This is a genomic window from Micromonospora okii (assembly GCF_020884795.1).
Lineage (GTDB): Bacteria > Actinomycetota > Actinomycetes > Mycobacteriales > Micromonosporaceae > Micromonospora > Micromonospora okii.
Genome location: NZ_BBZF01000014.1, coordinates 246,483 through 264,024 on the forward strand (window position 1 = coordinate 246,483; position 17,542 = coordinate 264,024).

Consider the following 17,542-nt stretch of genomic DNA (forward strand, 5'->3'; position numbering starts at 1 on the left):
AACGGCCATTGATGCCCGTGTATCGAATGCCTACCATCTGCTCATGGGCGCTTGTCGTACCGTCGCCACCATCGTCACCACCGCGCTGCTGGGCAGCCTGCTCACCGTCGCCGCCGCCCGGGCCGACGACGTCCCGGCGCTCACCACGCCCGGCACACCGGTCGTCGTGGCCGACGAGCCGCACCGCCTCACCCTGACCTGGACGCCGTCCGCGTGGGTCGGCGAGCCGGGCGGCACCCAGCCGATCGTGTACGACGTGCTCTCCCCGATCGGGCCCCACACCTACCGGCTGCTCGGCAGCACGACCGTCCCCACCATCACGCTGACCACCCTCGCGCCCGGCACCGACTACCGGATCGCCCTCCAGGCGTACACCATCGGCGGATACTCGGCCCCCTCCGAGGCCACCACCGTGCGAACCGCGTACGGGAAGGCGAAGGTCAGCTACCTCAACGTCGACTGGTCGCCGACGGACCACCAGGTGCAGTTCGCCGCCGCGATCACCAACACCGGCACCGGGCCGCTCGATCTCACCACCGTGCGGGTGCGGTACCACCTGCTCTTCGAGGGCGGCAACGTCTCGCTGACGACCCGTTGCGACTGGGCCGAGCTGGGCTGCGACCGCATCCGGCGCGAGCTCTTCTTTTTCGTGCCCCCCGTGCCCCCGCCGCCACCGCCACCGCTGCCGACCAGGACCGCGTCCCCCAGCGCGGTGCCGACCGGCACCGTGCCGACCGCCACCGCGACGCCCGGCACGCCAACCACCGCCGCCCCGTTGCCGACGCCCACACCGACCCGTTATCCGCTGCCCGGGACGCCGGCCCCCGGCTGGGTCGAGCTGACCTTCACCGGCGGGGTGCTCGCCCCCGGCGCGTCGACCGGGCCCATCCGCCTCCGGTTCCACCGGCCCGACTGGTCCAACATCGACGAGCGCGACGACCCGAGCTGGCGGGCAGCCACCGACGCGTGGGCCGACAACAGCCGGATCACCCTCGACGTCGGCGGCGTCCGCGAGTTCGGCGACGCCGGGAGGGGCTGAGCCGCTCCCCGTCACGTCGGGAGGCGCTGAGCCGCTCCCCTCCACTCCGAAGGGGCTGAGCGGCTCCCGGCGGCGGTCAGGGCTTGCGGGCGACGGCGACGTAGACCGACGCCTCCGCGAGCGACGGGCGCTCGGACTCGGGCACCTCGGGTCGCCAACGCGTCACCGGGACGATGCCCGGCTCGACCAGCTCCAGGCCGGCGAAGAACCGGGCGAACTCGGCCCGGGAGCGGGGAACGCCGTCCTGCCGCATCCGGCCCGCCGCCACCTCGGCGGTCATCCGCGCGACGATCTCGGCGGGGATGAAGTCGGTGGTGACGTGGCTCAACGCCAGGTAACTGCCCGAGGGCAGCGCCTCGACCAGCCGGGCGACCGCCTCGTGCGGCCGGTCGGCATCGGTGAGGAAGTGCGCGACCGCCGCCAGGATCAGCCCCACCGGCCGCGACAGGTCCAGCGTGGCGCGCAGCTCGTCGGCCCCCAGGATGCTCTCGGGGTCACGCAGGTCGGCGTCGAGGTACGCCGTGACGCCCCCCGCAGAGCTGGTCAGCAACGCCCGCGCGTGCACCAGCACCATCGGGTCGTTGTCCACGTAGAGCACCCGCGACTCGGGGGCCACGGCCTGCGCGACCTCGTGGGTGTTGTCGGCCGTCGGGATGCCGGTGCCGATGTCGAGGAACTGCCGGATGCCCGCCTCGGCCGCCAGGTGCCGCACGGCCCGCCGGAGGAACGCCCGGTTCTCCCGGGCCAGGGTGCGGATCGCCGGGTACACGGCCGCGATCTGGTCGCCGGAGTGTCGGTCCACGGCGAAGTGGTCCTTGCCGCCGAGCCAGTAGTTGTAGCGGCGGGCGGGGTGGGGAACGCTAGTGTCGAGTCGGTCGGAGAGTCGAGCGGTGTGGTTGTCCTGAGGGGTTGCGGCACCCACGGAAAATCCTCATCGTTCGTACGGTCAGGGACGGGTCCGGCCGGTCGCCACCCGCCCGGCCCCTTCGCACAGCGTAGGCGGCCGATCGTATGCCCGCCGTCCCCTCGCGTCGCCGCACCCGGGCTGCCCTTTTCCCGCTGACGGCGGCGCGTGATCAACAGTCGCAGCCGTCGGGCAGGTGGACACGGTCGGCGGGCACCCCGGCGGCGAGCAGCCGTGACCGCGCGCCGGACACCATGGCGGGCGGGCCGCAGACGTACACGCGCTGGCCGGGCCGGTGGTGGCGCAGTGCCACGGTGAGGGCGTCGCCCCGCTCGGCGGGCTCGGCGTACGGGTCGCGCGAGAACGCCGGCACGATGCTCAGCCAGGAATGTGCCGTTTGGAGCTTGTCGAGGCTGATCGCGTCGTACAGGTCGGCGAAGGCGCGGGAGCCGACGACGAGGGTCACCCGCCGGACGTCCGAGCCGGCCCGCTCGGCGGCGACCTGCTCGACCAGGGCGCGCAGCGGGGCAAGCCCGGTGCCGCCGGCCACCAGGAGCAGGTCGGCGGCCGGATCGGGCGTGAGGGCGAGACCGCTGTCGCGGGGCGGCCCGAGGCAGAGCCGCTCCCCGGGGCGCACCCGCTCGACGAGGGCGCGGGAAACGGCCCCGACGGCGCTGACGTGCAGCTCGACCGTGCCGTCCGGGCGTGGGAGATTGGCGGGCGAGTACCAGCGCCACCGGCCGGGCAACGCGGGCACACTCACCGGCACGGCCTGGCCGGGGCGGAAGGGCAGGCGACGCCAGGGGCGTACGGTGAGGATGGCGACGCCCCCGGCGGGGCGATCGTGGTCGAGCACCTCGACCGACCGCCACGCCGGCCCCTCCCCGACGCGGCCGGCGGCCCGCTGGACGGCCGCCGACGCGCGGCGGGCGGCATACTCCCAGGCGGCGGCCGACGACGCGGTCCACTGTGCGCGGGCGTGGCGGGCCACCGTGGCGACCAGCGCGTCCCCCACCGGGGCGGCATGGCGCTGGTCGAGGCGGCAGTCGCGCCAGGCCCGGCCGAGCACGGTCAGCAGCGCGGCCCGCCCGTCCGGGTCGTCGTCGCCCACGGCGAGCCGACCGAGGGCGGCGAGGAACAGGGGCGCGTCGCGCTCGGGCAACAGCGCGGGCATCCGGTCGGCGAGGGTGCGCCAGAAGTGACCGGCGGCCCGGTCGACGTCGGCGACGGGGGCAGCCCAGGAGGTGACGAGATCGACGCTCACCGGCCCGCCTCCCCCGCCGACGCGGCGTCGCGGGCCTCCCCGTCGAACGCCGCTCGGGCGGCCGAAATGGTGGCCTCCGGGAGGTTCCCCGCCCAGAGCACCCCGGCGAGGTAGTCGACCACCCGCCGGTGCTGCTCCTCGGACATTCCGAGGCCCTGCCACGGCCCCTCCGCCACCACGTCGTCGTCACCGAGCGCCGCGCCGAGGACCGCCTCCAGGTGCCGCGCGAACCGGCCCAGGTCGACGCCCACCAGATACGGCTCCAGCTCCGCGTCCACGGCGACCAGGCGCAACCACTGCCACACCGCCTCCTGCACGACCTCGCCCGGATACGCCACGCTCACTCCTGAGATGTGAAAGGAGGGGCACCTTGTTAACCGATTCGGTAGAGGAAGGGCCCCTTGTCAACGGGTGGAGTGGCACCGGAGCGGGCGGGAGCGGGGACGCGTCGGGGGTAGGCGCGACCCCGGAGCCGGCACCCGCCCCGGGCCATGCGTCCACCCTCGCCGGGAGCAGACTCACCGAGAACGACCACGCACTGCACCTGGGCGGTAACCGCGCTGCACATACTGCCGATACTCTGCCCGAGGCGGCTCGACGTGACCAAGGGCGGTGCGATGACGACAGCGGCGACCGTGCAGCGATGGACCGGCCGGGAGACGAAGGTGCTACGACAGTCGCTGCGCATGAGCATCAGGGACTTCGCCGCACACCTCGGCGTGGCCGAGCGCACCGTCTCGAAGTGGGAGGCGGGGCAGGACGGGGTCTGCCCACGACCGGAGATGCAGGCCGCCCTCGACACGGCCCTCGGCACCGCAACCGACGAGGTCCGGAGCTGCTTCGTCCTCACCACCATCGGGAAGGACGCCCGCACACCGCCGGTCGAGGCGGGCAAGCCGGACTTCGCTCTATTGGCCCGGCAGCAGGCGGCACGGGTACGAACGGCAGTCGGGCTCAACCACAGGGACTTCGCCCGGCTGTTGGCGTCGCTGCTGGCCTGGTCGCCCACCGCTGCCGACGTGCACAACTGGGAGACCACAGCCGTACCGCCCGGCGATGTCATGCTCGCCCTGCGATCGCTGGAAGAGCGGCCGGAGGAGTCCACCGACCGGCTTGCGGGCCTCACGGCGGTCTACCCCAACCGGTCCGAACTCTCGACACATCTGCCCGCGAGCACGTTGTTCGAGGGTGCCCGTGACATCCGGGCAATGGGTCTGTCGCTCAATACGCTGTGCCAGGACTACGCGGACCGCGGATGGCACTCCCTCGTGGAGCAGGGTGCCCGCATCCGTTGCCTCTTCCTCGATCCCGACGGCGTCGCCATGCCGGCGCGCGAGGCGGAGGAGGGCTTTCCGTCCGGGCAACTGTCGGCCCTTACCAAGCTCAATATCGGCACCATGCTCCGCGTCCGTGACCGGCTGTCCACCGAACTGCGCGGCAGCCTGGAACTCGCGACCTACGACAGCACGCTTCGGTTCAACATCATGCTCATGGACGACCTCTGCGTGGCCCAGCCCTACCTGACCGACAGCCGAGGGGTCGACGCCCCGGCATTCGTGATGCGCAGGCAGGAGCGGGAGGCGGGCCTCTACCCGGTGCTCGAACGGGTCTTCGAGTCGCAGTGGGAGCGGGGGCGACGGCTGTGAGCGACTATCGCGAACTGCTTCCCATCGCCACCGAGGCGATCCGACGGGGAGCGGAGGCCATGCGGGGGCGATCACCGGGAGCGCTGTCCCCGAAGGGCGACCGGGATCTCGCCTCCCAACTCGACTTCATTATCGAGCGGGAGCTACGCGCGTACCTCCTCGACGCGACGCCGGGCATCGGCTTCCTCGGCGAGGAGGAGGGCAGCACCGGGCCAGTGGAGATCCGGTGGGTTCTCGACCCGATCGACGGCACCGCCAACTTCGTACGCGGCATTCCCCTCTGTGCTGTTTCGCTCGGGCTGCTCCACCGTGACGTCGCCGTACTGGGCGTCATCGAGCTGCCGTTCCTCGGCAGTCGTTACGCCGCTGCCAGAGGTGACGGGGCACACCTCAACGGCCAGCCGATCAGCGCCAGCACCACCGGGGAGCTGAGTGAGGCGATCGTCGCCATCGGTGACTACGCGGTGGGAGCGAAGGCAGCCGCGAGGAACCGACTGCGCCTCGCGCTGACGGCTCGGCTCGCCGAAGAGGCACAACGGGTACGGATGACCGGATCCGCTGCCCTCGACCTGGCGTGGCTGGCCGAGGGCCGGATCGATGCGGCGTTGACATTGTCCAACAACGCCTGGGACATGACCGCAGGGGTGGCGATAGCCCGTGAGGCGGGCGCGTCGGTGGTCGACCGGGATGGCACGGATCACAACGCGTCGTCGGCGATGACGATTGCCTCGACACCCCCGTTGGTCGACGCGTTGCTGGCCCTACTGGCCGAGGCGGACTCTCAGCCGGTGCCGGTGCCGGCATCGGGCGGCTCCTGAGCAACGACTGTCGACGGCCTGGTCCCATCGACCTCCCGGCGGAAGAAGGGCTCGAACGGTTCGGCAACGTCAAGCAACGCCAACACCTGCTTTCGGCAGACCTCGACGACACCCGGGGCGACGAACTTGTCAGCTCCGACCGGCGTGCCGGTCTCGTCGTAGACCACCTCGTACACCGCCTGCCGGCCGGTGACCATCAGCTCAGGCACGGGCCCGTGAATGTGCTCCGAGCTCGCCACCGCGCCGGCATCGAGTACCCAGATCTGCTCTCCGGCATCGGCCCGGTATTTGAGGAAGTGCAGCTCCCAGATCAGGTACGGGGTGAACGGCGACTCGACGATCCGGAGGCGGCACAGCCCGGAGCCGCGTTCCTCCAGTTGCTGGAAGAACCTCACCAACTCCGGGTCGGGCTCGGCCGCGAGGCGCAGCGCTTCTTCCCACCGTCCCTCGGCGAACGCCTCCCAGCTCGGGCTGCCCGGCTCACGGAACGTCTGGATTCGCTCCGTCTTCAGGATCGGACCATCGACAGACTCGACGGTCGCGTAGAAGTCGGCGTCGTACTCCGCGAGTCCCAGTCGCTCCCCTGCCGTTGCACGAAGCAGGTCACGCATGAGGGAGATCCGGCTTCGTCCCCGTCCGCTTGAGATCGCTCACAGTCCGACTCTGAGCGATGATGACCGGCGCGGGACGCACCCGGTGTACGACGACAGCCCGTCAGGCCCTGGCCATCGGATTGGCGAGCCTGGCCAGCAGAAGTTGGTGGGCCTCCCAGCCGTCGGGGAACTTCACCGGCACGTCGAGGTGCACCGGCTCGGTCGACGGGTGGGCGTCCAGCAGCTCCGCGATCCCCGCCCGCGCCACCACCACGCACGCGTGCCGGTGCCGGGACGCCAGGACGCACAGCCGCCCCGACTCCAGGTGGAACGCGGTCGCGTCCCGCCGCCCCGACAGCGGGTGCAGCACGATCGTCACGTCGTACTCGCGCCCCTGGAGCCGGTTGGCCGTGTCCACGGTGACGCCCGCCCCGGCCTCGCCGAGGTGCGCGCGGATGGCCGCGACCTGGTCGCGGTGCGCGGCCCCGACGGCGATCCGGTCGGCGGTGACGGGCGCGCCGGCCGGCGCGTGCTCCGAGACCGCGACCGTGCCCCGCCGCAACACCCGCAGCGCGAGCGCGGCGCACACGGCGACGGCCTCCCCATCGGTACGCGGGGTGTGCCGCTCGGGCAGCTCGTACAGCGCCCAGCCCGTCGAGGCCGCCAGCTCCACCGCCGCGTCGACGGCGTCCCCCGGCCCGGCCTCGGTGAACGTCAACACCCGGTCGGCCGCGCCCGTGCCGGCCCGGAACCCCGTAAACGGGTAGAACGCCGCCGCGACCACCGGGGCCGCCGACGCGGGCAGCCGCCACGACACCGGCAACCGGTGCACCGGTAGCTGCGGGTTGTGCCGCAGCAGCACCGCCACCGCCGACTGCATCGGATCCCAGCTCAGGCCCGTCCATCGCGCGGTCTCGACCGTGGAGAACGGGTCGAGCTGCCCCGGGTCCCCCACGAACAGGGCTCGCTCGAACCTGCCGGCCACGCGCAGCAGGGCGTCCGACCGCATCTGGTACGCCTCGTCGACGATCGCCCACGGCCACGAGCCGTCGGTGACCGTGGCCCACTTCGCGGCCGTACCGATGATGACGGCCGGCCCGCCCAGGTCGGTGACCTTCGCGGCGACCTTGACGGTCCCGTGGTCCTTCACCCGCTCGGTCGGCCGGTACTCGGTGGCGGAGAGCCGCCCGATGCACAGCTCGGGGGCCTTGCGGGCGAGCCGGTCGATGAGGTCGTCAACCTGCTCGTTGGTCTGCGCGATGATGATCAACGGCTCGCCGGCGGCGGCCAGCTCGACGGCCGCGCGGACGACGAGGGTCGACTTCCCGGCACCGGGCGGCGAGTCCACGACGACGCCCCGATGGTCCCCGGAGCGCAGGTCCGCCAGCACGGCCGCGATGACCCGCTCCGCCTCCACGGCGGGCGGCACCTCCAGCCCGAGCATCGACGCCCTCCTCCCCCACGGTTGGCCTACCGGACACTACCGGTACCACGGACCCCTGATCATTGGCGTAGCGACACCGACGTAACGCGGACAGCACCCGAACGACTTGGCGACAGCGTGCCGCACGCCATCGGCGCATCCTCGATCGGCCGGCGTGCGCCGGCGTCGAGCCGAGGGAGTCGCGGATGCCGCTGCGGGAGAAGATGACCGATGACGGGTGGACCACCGCCTACATCGACGAACTCGCCGGGCACATGGATGGCATGGAGCGGTTCGGGATCGCCCGGCTGCTGACCCAGAGGCTGGGGCGCGGCAGCCACGACGGGTACCTGTTGACGAGCGAGGACGGCCGCCCGTTCGGTTCACTGCGGGGCGAGGGATCGGCGGTAGCCGCCTACGAGGGCTACATCAGAGAGGCGTTCCCGGGCGACGCCGACGACATCATCGGCCTGGTCGTCGGGTACGCCTCGGGCGTGCAGGACTCGTCGTGGGCATCGATGGTGCAGATCGTCAAGGAGTTCCTGGTCCGGCAGCGGACGGCCCCCGGGCCCGAGGCGTACTTCTGGAAGCAGCTCAACGACGTGCCGAAGCCCTGGAGCGTGGCCCGGGACGACATCGCGGTCCTGCGGGCGAAGTACCTCGGGCTCGCGCCGAGGGGCGACGAGACGCTCCGGGAGCGTTACCTGCGCCCGGCCGTCATCACCTGGCACGCCTTCACCCAACTGCTGCTGCGCCACACCACGTTCCCGGCGAACGACCACGCCGCCGAGACCCTCACCGTGGTCCGCACCGAGAGCACGGCCGCCCTCCAGTACTTCCGGCGGGTCTGCACCGGCGCGGCACTGACCGCTGAGGAGATCGCGAACCCCTCGACCGTGTACGACGTGCCGCTGGTCGCCACCCGGGGAGCGCTGGAGTCGTCCTCGCTCTACACGGTCAAGACGATCCACGGCAACGTCGTCACGGAGTCCGTGATACCGCACCACCGCGTCTTCGCCCTCTACATGACGGCACGGCCCAAGTCCGCCGGGCACCAGCTCTCGTTCTTCGCCAACGACACGGAGAACGAGGTCACCTTCATGCCGGAGGGGCTCCCCTTCCGCATCAGGCGGCAGGACGACCTCGCCTTCGCGGCACCCGTCCTCGCCACGCCGAACCTGTTCTAGGGAGCCGCCGGCCGACGATGCGGCGGCTCTCCACGCCGCCGCATCGTCGGCCGGCGAAACGCCCGCTCAGCGCGCGGTCTCGACCGTGGAGAACGGGTCGAGCTGCCCCGGGTCCCCCACGAACAGGGCCCGCTCGAACCTGCCGGCCACGCGCAACAAAGCATCAGACCGCATCTGGTACGCCTCGTCGACGATCGCCCACGGCCACGAGCCGTCGGTGACCGTGGCCCACTTCGCGGCCGTACCGATGATGACGGCCGGACCACCCAGGTCGGTGACCTTCGCGGCGACCTTGACCGTCGCGTGGTCCTTCACCCGGTCGGTCGGCCGGTACTCGGTGGCGGAGAGCCGCCCGATGCACAGCTCGGGGGCCTTGCGGGCGAGCCGGTCGATGAGGTCGTCGACCTGCTCGTTAGTCTGCGCGATGATGATCAGCGACTCGCCGGCGGCGGCCAGCTCGACGGCGGCGCGGACGACGAGGGTCGACTTCCCGGCTCCGGGCGGCGAGTCGACGACGACGCCCCGATGGTCACCGGAGCGCAGGTCCGCCAGCACGGCCGCGATCACCCGCTCCGCCTCCACGGCGGGCGACACCTCCAGCCCGAGCATCGACGCCCTCCTCCCATCAGGCGCGTCCGCGCTCTAACCACCTGGCCATTCGTCGAGCGAGGGGCGACAGGATGGCCTTCACCACCGGTTGTCGCTGGGCCCCTGTCGATCAGTAGTCATGCTCCGGCTGCTCGTCCGACAACTCCCACCCACGCCGCATCGCCTCGTCATAGACGCCCATGTCGACCGCGTCGGCCGTGAGTTCGTCCAGCGCCTCGCGCCTATCCCTCGATCGCTGCTCCTTGTAGGCCAACACATCGTGCAAAGCAACCCGGCGACTGGGGCCGGGGCGGGCATAGGGCAGGACGCCATCGTTCATCAGCTTGGCCACGGTCGGCCTGGTCACTCCGAGGATCGCGGCAGCCTCTCCTGTGGAGAGCTCGACGCACTCCGGCATCACGGTCAGCGGCACCTCCCGCCCGGTTGGCATCGGCGTTGCCTCCTCACCGACCGCCCGTGCGTCGTCCCTTGCCGGTTGACGAACGGGGCGGAGTCAAGCAGCGTACCGGCTGACGCCATGTCAGCCAGCCCTCATGGCGTGAGCAGTCGCCAAGACAGCACCGGGTGACGCCAGAACGGTCGAGTCGGCATCGCGACCTACGCTTGAGGGATGATCTGCGGTGGCGTTCTTCGTACGCTATACGCCTCCAATGAGGAGTCCAGGTGATAAAAACACGCGGGTTCACGCTGGCGGACTGGCAGGCTGCGGCGGTGCAGGCATGGGCCAGCGGTGATGCCGCCGCTCCGCACCGAGGTACACTGGAGATCGTCACCGGTGGTGGAAAGACGTTAATCGCAATGGCCTGCGCCGAACGCGCTGCGGAGCAAAACCCGGACCTGCGCATCGCTGTGGTCGTTCCCACTGAGGCATTGGCACGCCAATGGCAGACCGCCCTGGAGCGATTCACTAGTCTCGAAGCGTCGGAAATCGGTCTTCTTGGCGCCGGAGAGTCAGCGAATTTCAGCACCCGACGAGCAATCGTCGCAGTGCTCAACACAGCATCCCGACAATTACCCGCTCTGGCCAAAGTCGCACAACCACTCATGCTCATCGTTGACGAATGCCACCGCGCGGGTGCCCCTACCTTCTCCCGAGTTTTGAACACCCCGGCGAATTATCGGCTCGGTCTCTCCGCCACCCCGGACCGAGAGGAGTTCGATGAGGCGGGGCAGCCGCTGCGATACGACGAACAGCTCGTAGGGCGCGCGCTCGGGCCAGTCGTCTATCGTTTCACGCTGCGCGACGCACGACTTGCGGGATGGCTCCCCGACTACAACATCCACCATCATGGCGTACAACTGTCGGACGATGAACGACGCCAGTACGACCAGATAAGCCGCCAGGTGGATGACCTGGCGGAGGAGTTGCAGTCACTCGGTTTCGAGACCAGCCGCTCTCAACAACTTCAGAAACGCCGAGACGACGTTGGACAGATCGCGCGGCGGTACATAGCGGCGACGTCACGCCGTAAGGACCTGCTGTATCGTGCTGCTAATCGCAGCAGGGTCGCCCATCGCATCCTCGATCGAACGCTCGGATCGGGCCAGGCTAGACGGGTACTACTCTTCCACGAACGGGTCAACGAGGCCATCAGCCTCTACCGTGACCTTGTGAAGGAAATGCCCGACACGCGCATTGCAATCGAGCATTCCAGGCTGAACACGCGGAGCCGCACGCTCGCACTGGAAAACTTTCGCACCGGGGCGGCGCAGGTGCTCGTCTCCGTCAAGTCGCTGGTGGAGGGCATCGACGTACCCGAGGCCGATGTGGGACTTTCAGTCGCATCGACCTCCAGCGTTCGCCAACGAATTCAGGCGCTGGGACGAGTCCTGCGGCGACGTTTCGACGACACGGGGGCTCCGAAGCATGCGGACATGCACCTCATCTACGTATCCGGCACGGTGGACGAGCAGATCTACGCGAAGGAGGACTGGGCAGATCTGACCGGTGAAGGTGCCAACCACTATTTGCGCTGGCCTTCGGAGCCGGACGCCGAGCCGGAAGAAATGCTGGGGCCGCCAGCCACCCCGCGCCCCACGGAAGAGCAGGAGTGGAACAGGATCGGCCGAGCAGCGCCGACTGAGCCGCTTCCATGGCTCGGTGTGGTAGCCGGCCAAGAGTATTCCGTCGACACGCTCGGCAATGTCACCACCATCTCGGGCGTGCTGGTTGGCAACCCGCAGGATGTCGCGGCAATGGTGGAGCGTGTTCGGAAACGGCCCGGCGGCCGCTTCCGGGTGACTCCACTGCACCGGCTCGTGCTCGTATGGGGCGAAGGGCCAGACGGAACGACGTGCTATGCCGCAGGGCAGCTCCGGGAGCCTTTCAAGGCAGAAGTCGCCCTAACGGACACCATCGAGGACGCGCCCTGTGATCCGACCGATCTCAAGCCCGGCACGCTGCTCAGCGGGCCGGTCGACAAGTTGGGGGGGAGCTATCGCCTCCGGCAGAAACAGGGCGGAGTGATCGAACGCAGAACCGATGACGGAATTGAGTTCGCCCTCCTCGACTCCGCAGCATCCGCCGATCTCACCAGGAACGCTCGTCTCGTGCTGGACAACTGGCGGCAGCTGTTCGATCGCGGAATCGCGTTCTTCCTCAGCAAGGACGGCCGCGCCTGGTACGCGGAGGGCGGAAAGAAGTTCCACCTCGCTCATGCCCCGGGGGGCTTCGCCTGGCCCTCGAACAACCCATGATCCAGTCTTGGTGACGGCCGACTGTCTCCATCCCGACAGTAGATGGTCCACTTCAGCGGTCAGCACTAGGCTCGCCTGTCGGTCATCCGAAGTGACCGAGACGCGAAGGACCGTCCACGTAGGATCCGGCGCGTTCACGGCTGGAGGCAAAACTTGTTGCGCTACCCCGGGCCCACCCCTTCGAACACCAACAGGGATGCGAAGTACTCGGTCGTACACGGAAAGAGCGGCGGCAGGGAGGTCCGCCTGATCTACCGCGTCAGCAGCTCGGAGAAATACCTGCTCACCAACGACCGGCACGAGAAGCTGGTCAAGATGGTCGACGACGTCAAGAACGAGGTAAACGGCGTGCCGGGGGGCGCCTTCTACATCAACGAGTACAGCCACGTCCTCGTCCCCCATCCAGATGGCGGTTGTGTCTACGCCGGCAGTTACGGGGATCTCCTCTGGTTCGAATTCGACGGGCAGCGCATCGGGCCGGTTCCCCCGCCGGGTCTGGCACCCGGGGACCACTGGGTAGGGCCACACGTCGGGATCCTCTACGTGCTATGCGCGGGAGCAACGGACATCAGGTATGAGGTGGCCTCAGGACAGCGCATTCTTCAGCATCGGTTGTCCGACGTCGTCGGCCAGGAGAATGCCCGGCGTCTTGCTCGCCGCCTCGCGGCCGTGAAGGGATACCAGGGCGGACGGGTCTACATGAACGAGGACCGGCACTTCTTCGCGCCCGTCAACGGCCCCCAGGGCCTGGCGTACCTCTACCTGGGGCCGCTCGGCAACGACCCTTGGTTTCCGGTTCCCGACGTCCTTGGCCCCAGGTAGCGGGCCTCCGAATTCTACGCGGCGGCTCGGGGCCACCCCGAGCCACCGCTCGTAGCCGTCGCGTCGGACCGCACGAACAGGGTGTGCGGGTCAACCGCAACCGGGTCGAGTGGATCATACGGCAGCGCAACGCGCTCCGCCGGCATCTGCGTCGCCGCGAATGCACCACCATCAGCGGTGACTTCGTCGGCGCCTGCCAACACCACGGCATCCGCCGCTCGATGGGCCGGATCGGAAGTTCGTAGGACAACGCGCATCGACGCGCACACTGTTGTCAGAGGTCAATGGTACTACGGCTACACCTGAAGGAAGGTGTGCCGATGATCGTCGTCAGCCGTGGCAACCTGCTCACCGCAGAGGCGGAGGCCCTGGTCAACGCAGTCAACACGGTGGGTGTGATGGGCAAGGGCATCGCTCTCCAGTTCAAGCGCGCCTACCCCGCCAACTACGCGGCCTACCGAGCCGCGTGCGCGGCGAAGGCGGTCAAGCTCGGAAAGATGTTCGTCTTCGACTCCGGCCCGCCCGGCCTCCGCCGTTATGTGATCAACTTTCCGACGAAGGGCCACTGGCGCGCCACTTCGAAGGTTGATGATGTGCGGGCAGGCCTGGCCGATCTCACCTGGCTCGTCCGAGACCGCGCCATCGCCTCCGTGGCGATCCCCGCTCTTGGCTGCGGCAATGGCGGGCTCGACTGGGACGAGGTCCGACCGATGATCGAAGAGGCTTTCTCCGAGCTACCCGACGTTCGCGTGTTGCTCTTTCCGCCGGAGAGCGTCTCCGATCCATCGGACGGCGCGCCGCCACACCCAAGCCTCAACTGACGCCGGACGTGCCGGCTCGCGGCCCTTGCCGCCGCGAGCCGGCACGTCGTCGCATCCCGCCGGTCAGCGGCGGTCCTCCCGTACTACGTAGGTGATCAGGTTCGGGTCGGCGCGGAGCTGCCGTTCCGTGAACTTGATCGTGTCCCAGCCCTTCCCCGAGTACAGCCGGGTCTGGTCCGCGTACCAGGGGGAGTTCGGGTTCGCCGACTGGGAGTAGGTCAGGATCTGCCGTCCCGACGGCCCGTTGCGCCCCAGCTCGACCGTCATCACGAACGACGAGCCGTGCCGCACCTTCGGGTACCCGCCCCCCGGCTGCAGCGGATTGACGATCATGTTGAACACGCCGCCCTCGGCGCGTCCGCCGTGGATGGGGATGCGCTGCGCGCCGCGCGGCTCGGTCTGCACGTCGCCGAGACGGGCGTCGAGCGGGACGCCGGCCAGCTTCCGTACGGCGTCGGCCAGCGCGGTACGGACCCGGGAGTCGTCGACGGCGAGCCGGCGGGGCGTGGTGACCGGGGCGGCGGCGTCGAACGGGTCGGCGAAGCGCAGGCCGCCGGCCAGGACGAACTCGGTGAACAGGTGCGCGCCCCGGCTGCCGAGGTCGACCCGCAGGTCCCAGTCGCGCAGCGCCGCACAGGCGGCGGTCAGGTCGACGGCGCTGCCGTCGGACGCGGTGGCCGTCGGGTTGGCGACGCAAAGGCGTACCAGGTCGTCGCGGACCAGTTCGCCGCCGTACGCCCGGTTGCCGAACATGACCTGCCACAGGTTGCCGGTGGTGAAGCCGGTGCCGGGCAGGCCGTCGGTGCCGGCCAGGCGCTGCCGCACCTGCTCGATGCCGAGCCGGGTGCGCAGGCTGCGCGGGGTGCGCTCGTCGCCGACGATGCGCGGGAATCCCTCGATGGGCTGCTCGGGGTTGGCCAGCCAGTAGCTGTCGTTGGAGTTGGTGGTGTAGTCGGCGCGGACCAGCGTGGGCAGGCGCGCCGGGCCGAGGATGCCGGGCACGGCGGCGTCGCGGTCGGCACCCAGCTCGCACGCCGAGCGCGACCCGTCGAGCACCGCCTGGCCGCTGTCGGCGTACATCGGCTGGTAGGTGGCGGGGATGCAGGAGGCGGCCAGCTCGTCGGTGACCCGGGGCACGACGGAGTGGTCGGCGTACAGGGCCTCGCCCCGGCTGTCGGCGGCGATGACGTTCACCCAGGGCAGGAACTGCCGCCGGTCCAGCGCCGTCCGCAGCTCGCCCACCGTCCGGGCCCGCCCCATGGCGAGCCAGCCATCGAGCGCGCGGTTGTTCGCGGCGTTGGGGTCGCTGATCGCGTACGCCGTCCCGGCGGTCCAGTCGAACGTGCCCGGCACCGACACGACCGGGCCGAAGTGGGTGTCGTAGAGGGTGCGGCTGACCGTGCCGGTGCCGGTGCCGGACGGGTCGGGCACCTGGACGGTGACCGTGCGGGCGACCATCCGGCGGGGCCTGCCGTCGTAGAGGTACGCGGTGGGGTCGCCGGGGACCAGGGTCAGCCGGTGCCAGACGAAGCGGCGGGCCGTGGAGACGGTATGGCTCCAGGCCAGCTTGCCGTTGTGGCCGATCTCGATGATCGGGTCGCCGACCAGGGCCGCGCCCTCGACGTCGTACCGGCCGGGGATCTTGAGGCGCATCCGGTAGAAGCGCTCCACCCCGTCCCACGGGAAGTGCGGGTTGGCCAGCAGCATCCCGGTGCCGCCGGCGGTGGCGTCGCGGCCGAGGGCGTACGCGTTGCTGCCCACCCCGGCCGGCGCGCCGTCGGCTGCGGCGACCACGGCAGCCGCCTTGGGAGCGGCCAGCGTTCCGGTGATCTCCCCCGGCCGGCCGGCGGGCGCGGCGGGCGGGGCGGCGCCCACGATGCCGTCGTCGAGCGCCCCCGAGCTGGCCCGCACCATCCGGACCCAGTGGGCCCGCCACACGTCCAGCTCGGTGATCGGCCGCACCCACGGCCGACCCGCGCACGCCGGGTCGGTCAGCCGCGCCACGCCGGTGCGCCGCAGGTAGGCGTTGTACCCGGCGGCGAATCCGCGCACCTGGTCGCGAACCTCGTCGGACGGGGCGTGGACGCCGTCGCGGGGGCCGGCGAGCAGCCGCTCGACGACCCGCTGGTCGATGGCCTTGCGGTAGAACAGGTCGCTGGCCACGTCGCGGTCGGCAGAGCCGAGGTGGCGGGCGCGCTCGGCGTTGGCGGTCACGATCAGCTCGGCGACGAGGCAGATGTTGTCCTCCGCCTGGGCGTACCCGACGCCGAAGCCGAGGCCGGCAAAGTCGCGGGCGGTGATGTGCGGCACCCCGTAGGAGGCGCGGCGGATAGTCGCCTCGTAGCCGCCGTGGCCCGCGCGGGCGACGGCGGGTTCGCCGGTCGCGGTCAGGCCGGCGGCGAGCAGCAGGCCGACGCTGGTGGCGGCGGTGCCGAGACGGCGCAGGCCGGGCCTCATACGGTGCCTCGGTGTCGGTCGGTCATCGGACGTCCTCCCCGTGCGTCGACTGTCCGTACACGGCGGACGCTAGCAACGCCTGTCGATGGGGGCATCGGGGAGAACCACGATCTCCACCCGGAGTCGGTCTCGACGAGCCCTTCCAGGGGTGGAGCTGGGCTGGGGCGAGCAGCCGGTCACGGCGGGCCCGGGCGGTCAGGCGTACGCCAGGGCGAGCCGGCGACCTGCTCTCTGCCAAGGGAGAACTCCTGCTGCTGGCCGTGATGGTGGCTGCCAAGGCGAGCGATTCGAAGAAAGCGGGGGCGGCTCCTGGCACAGACCGCACAATGGGCCGAATGGTGGGGCGCGGGTCGAGATCGGCTGTGGATTGGATTCGGGTCGACCAACGTCGTCATCCACGCCGTCTCGGCGGCGGTGCGGAGCAACAATCCCGAACGGGCGATGGAGATCGCTGACCGTCTCGACATATCGTCGCTCCCCGTGGTGTTGGTTGGCCCCAGGGCGCAGGTGCACGTCGACTTGGCGGAATCGGCGCTGATGGCGTCCGTAGACAGGTCAGTGGCGGTGCTACATCTACTCGAAGCCGAGCGCGTAGCCGCCGATGTGGTGCACGCCAATCTCCAGGCGCGCACGTTGCTGCTCGACCTCTTGGCGAAGGATCGACGTGCGGCTACGCCGGGGCTGTGGCCGCTGGCAAAGCGGGCCGGGGTGCTGCCATGAGTCCCCAGCCGGTGCTGGCCCTGGTCGCCTGCGCCGCTCCTCCCGTGCTGCGGATCGGCGAGCTGATCCAGTTGCTGCAGGACGAGGGCTGGACGGTCTGCCTGACGGCCACCCCGACCGCCGCGACCTGGATCGGCCGGGACGTCCTGGCCCGGCAGACCGGTTATCCCGTACGGGTCGAGTGGCGGAAGCCGGGCGAACCTGAGCCGCATCCTCCGGCAACGGCCCTCGCCGTCGTGCCGGCGACCTTCAACGTCATCAACAAGTGGGCGCAGGGGATCAACGACACGCTCGCCCTTGGCATTCTCAACGAGGCCCTCGGTGCGGGCATCCCGGTGTACGCCTTTCCGAACGTCAAACCCCAGCTTGCTGCTCACCCGAGCTACGGCCGGCACGTACGGCTACTGCAAGAAGCTGCCGTCGACGTGACACCGCTGCCAACTGAGCTGGACTGGCGGACGGTCGCAACCGAGCTCCGGCGCGCCGCCCCGGAGTTTCGAATGGGCTGACGAAATACTCATGGCGTTGCTCGACCGATCAGC

16 protein-coding genes and 1 pseudogene are annotated in these 17,542 nt (G+C 70.3%); 9 read left to right on the forward strand and 8 right to left on the reverse strand.

The window, feature by feature from the left end:
• Positions 1–43 precede the first annotated feature (43 nt).
• Positions 44–1,039, forward strand: a complete 996-nt coding sequence (locus LPU43_RS28660) for a cellulose binding domain-containing protein (RefSeq protein ID WP_305073661.1) — start codon at positions 44–46, stop codon at positions 1,037–1,039.
• 76 nt (positions 1,040–1,115) lie between these two features.
• On the opposite strand, the gene LPU43_RS07730 is transcribed toward LPU43_RS28660, so the two are convergent.
• The 3 genes from LPU43_RS07730 to LPU43_RS07740 form a co-directional block, all read right to left on the reverse strand.
• On the reverse strand, positions 1,116–1,961 hold the full coding sequence (locus tag LPU43_RS07730; RefSeq protein WP_229399565.1) for an SAM-dependent methyltransferase: 846 nt from the start codon (positions 1,959–1,961) through the stop codon (positions 1,116–1,118).
• Positions 1,962–2,115: 154 nt separating this feature from the next.
• Entirely contained in the window at positions 2,116–3,207 is a 1,092-nt protein-coding gene (locus LPU43_RS07735; protein ID WP_229399566.1) for an oxidoreductase, read from the reverse strand.
• Positions 3,204–3,545, reverse strand: coding sequence for a hypothetical protein (locus LPU43_RS07740; protein WP_229399567.1), 342 nt, complete (start codon positions 3,543–3,545; stop codon positions 3,204–3,206). The genes LPU43_RS07735 and LPU43_RS07740 overlap by 4 nt, the downstream gene beginning before the upstream one ends.
• Before the next feature lie 279 nt (positions 3,546–3,824).
• On the opposite strand from LPU43_RS07740, the gene LPU43_RS07745 reads away from it, so the two are divergent.
• Positions 3,825–4,853: a DUF5919 domain-containing protein gene (locus LPU43_RS07745; RefSeq protein ID WP_229399568.1), complete on the forward strand. Its 1,029-nt coding sequence runs from the start codon at positions 3,825–3,827 to the stop codon at positions 4,851–4,853.
• The gene (locus LPU43_RS07750; protein ID WP_229399569.1) at positions 4,850–5,671 is read left to right on the forward strand and encodes an inositol monophosphatase family protein; all 822 of its coding nucleotides are present in this window, start codon (positions 4,850–4,852) and stop codon (positions 5,669–5,671) included. The genes LPU43_RS07745 and LPU43_RS07750 overlap by 4 nt, the downstream gene beginning before the upstream one ends.
• Here the strand turns inward: LPU43_RS07750 and LPU43_RS07755 are convergent.
• Together LPU43_RS07755 and LPU43_RS07760 are read right to left on the reverse strand one after the other, a co-directional pair.
• On the reverse strand, positions 5,635–6,282 hold the full coding sequence (locus LPU43_RS07755) for a DUF6879 family protein (RefSeq protein WP_229399570.1): 648 nt from the start codon (positions 6,280–6,282) through the stop codon (positions 5,635–5,637). The two genes, LPU43_RS07750 and LPU43_RS07755, sit on opposite strands and share 37 nt — an antisense overlap.
• Before the next feature lie 103 nt (positions 6,283–6,385).
• Positions 6,386–7,708 (reverse strand): AAA family ATPase, encoded by a 1,323-nt coding sequence (locus LPU43_RS07760; protein ID WP_229399571.1) that lies wholly within the window; start codon positions 7,706–7,708, stop codon positions 6,386–6,388.
• Between the two features lie 185 nt (positions 7,709–7,893).
• Between LPU43_RS07760 and LPU43_RS07765 the strand changes: the two genes are divergently transcribed.
• A complete protein-coding gene (locus tag LPU43_RS07765) occupies positions 7,894–8,874 on the forward strand; it encodes a hypothetical protein (protein WP_229399572.1) in 981 nt (326 codons plus the stop codon).
• Positions 8,875–8,943: 69 nt separating this feature from the next.
• Here the strand turns inward: LPU43_RS07765 and LPU43_RS07770 are convergent.
• Positions 8,944–9,483, reverse strand: a pseudogene (locus LPU43_RS07770) (AAA family ATPase); the annotation flags it as partial.
• Positions 9,484–9,592: 109 nt separating this feature from the next.
• Positions 9,593–9,913, reverse strand: a complete 321-nt coding sequence (locus tag LPU43_RS07775; protein ID WP_229399573.1) for a helix-turn-helix domain-containing protein — start codon at positions 9,911–9,913, stop codon at positions 9,593–9,595.
• Between the two features lie 233 nt (positions 9,914–10,146).
• Here LPU43_RS07775 and LPU43_RS07780 point away from each other — a divergent pair, with 233 nt between their 5' ends.
• The 3 genes from LPU43_RS07780 to LPU43_RS07790 all read left to right on the forward strand — a co-directional run bounded on the left by LPU43_RS07780 (position 10,147) and on the right by LPU43_RS07790 (position 13,823).
• On the forward strand, positions 10,147–12,180 hold the full coding sequence (locus LPU43_RS07780) for a DEAD/DEAH box helicase (protein WP_229399574.1): 2,034 nt from the start codon (positions 10,147–10,149) through the stop codon (positions 12,178–12,180).
• Positions 12,181–12,333: 153 nt separating this feature from the next.
• Entirely contained in the window at positions 12,334–13,002 is a 669-nt protein-coding gene (locus LPU43_RS07785) for a hypothetical protein (protein WP_229399575.1), read from the forward strand.
• 320 nt (positions 13,003–13,322) lie between these two features.
• Positions 13,323–13,823 (forward strand): macro domain-containing protein, encoded by a 501-nt coding sequence (locus LPU43_RS07790; protein ID WP_229399576.1) that lies wholly within the window; start codon positions 13,323–13,325, stop codon positions 13,821–13,823.
• Positions 13,824–13,886: 63 nt separating this feature from the next.
• Here LPU43_RS07790 and LPU43_RS07795 read toward each other — a convergent pair whose 3' ends face one another.
• Positions 13,887–16,280 carry an acylase gene (locus LPU43_RS07795; RefSeq protein WP_229399577.1) on the reverse strand — a complete coding sequence of 798 codons (2,394 nt, stop codon included), beginning with the start codon at positions 16,278–16,280 and terminating at the stop codon, positions 13,887–13,889.
• Positions 16,281–16,721: 441 nt separating this feature from the next.
• Here LPU43_RS07795 and LPU43_RS07800 point away from each other — a divergent pair, with 441 nt between their 5' ends.
• Both LPU43_RS07800 and LPU43_RS07805 read left to right on the forward strand, forming a co-directional pair.
• Positions 16,722–17,000: a hypothetical protein gene (locus tag LPU43_RS07800; RefSeq protein WP_229399578.1), complete on the forward strand. Its 279-nt coding sequence runs from the start codon at positions 16,722–16,724 to the stop codon at positions 16,998–17,000.
• Positions 16,997–17,509: a flavoprotein gene (locus tag LPU43_RS07805; RefSeq protein ID WP_229399579.1), complete on the forward strand. Its 513-nt coding sequence runs from the start codon at positions 16,997–16,999 to the stop codon at positions 17,507–17,509. The genes LPU43_RS07800 and LPU43_RS07805 overlap by 4 nt, the downstream gene beginning before the upstream one ends.
• Positions 17,510–17,542 lie beyond the last annotated feature (33 nt).

Excerpts from the sequence above, each read along its gene's own strand:
- LPU43_RS07745 (WP_229399568.1), top strand. The coding sequence starts at position 3,825 with ATGACGACAGCGGCGACCGTGCAGCGATGGACCGGCCGGGAGACGAAG.
- LPU43_RS07765 (WP_229399572.1), top strand. The coding sequence starts at position 7,894 with ATGCCGCTGCGGGAGAAGATGACCGATGACGGGTGGACCACCGCCTAC.
- LPU43_RS07790 (WP_229399576.1), top strand. The coding sequence starts at position 13,323 with ATGATCGTCGTCAGCCGTGGCAACCTGCTCACCGCAGAGGCGGAGGCC.
- LPU43_RS07760 (WP_229399571.1), bottom strand. The coding sequence starts at position 7,708 with ATGCTCGGGCTGGAGGTGCCGCCCGCCGTGGAGGCGGAGCGGGTCATC.
- LPU43_RS07800 (WP_229399578.1), top strand. The coding sequence starts at position 16,722 with ATGGAGATCGCTGACCGTCTCGACATATCGTCGCTCCCCGTGGTGTTG.
- LPU43_RS07795 (WP_229399577.1), bottom strand. The coding sequence starts at position 16,280 with ATGAGGCCCGGCCTGCGCCGTCTCGGCACCGCCGCCACCAGCGTCGGC.
- LPU43_RS07805 (WP_229399579.1), top strand. The coding sequence starts at position 16,997 with ATGAGTCCCCAGCCGGTGCTGGCCCTGGTCGCCTGCGCCGCTCCTCCC.
- LPU43_RS07775 (WP_229399573.1), bottom strand. The coding sequence starts at position 9,913 with ATGCCAACCGGGCGGGAGGTGCCGCTGACCGTGATGCCGGAGTGCGTC.
- LPU43_RS07755 (WP_229399570.1), bottom strand. The coding sequence starts at position 6,282 with ATGCGTGACCTGCTTCGTGCAACGGCAGGGGAGCGACTGGGACTCGCG.
- LPU43_RS28660 (WP_305073661.1), top strand. The coding sequence starts at position 44 with ATGGGCGCTTGTCGTACCGTCGCCACCATCGTCACCACCGCGCTGCTG.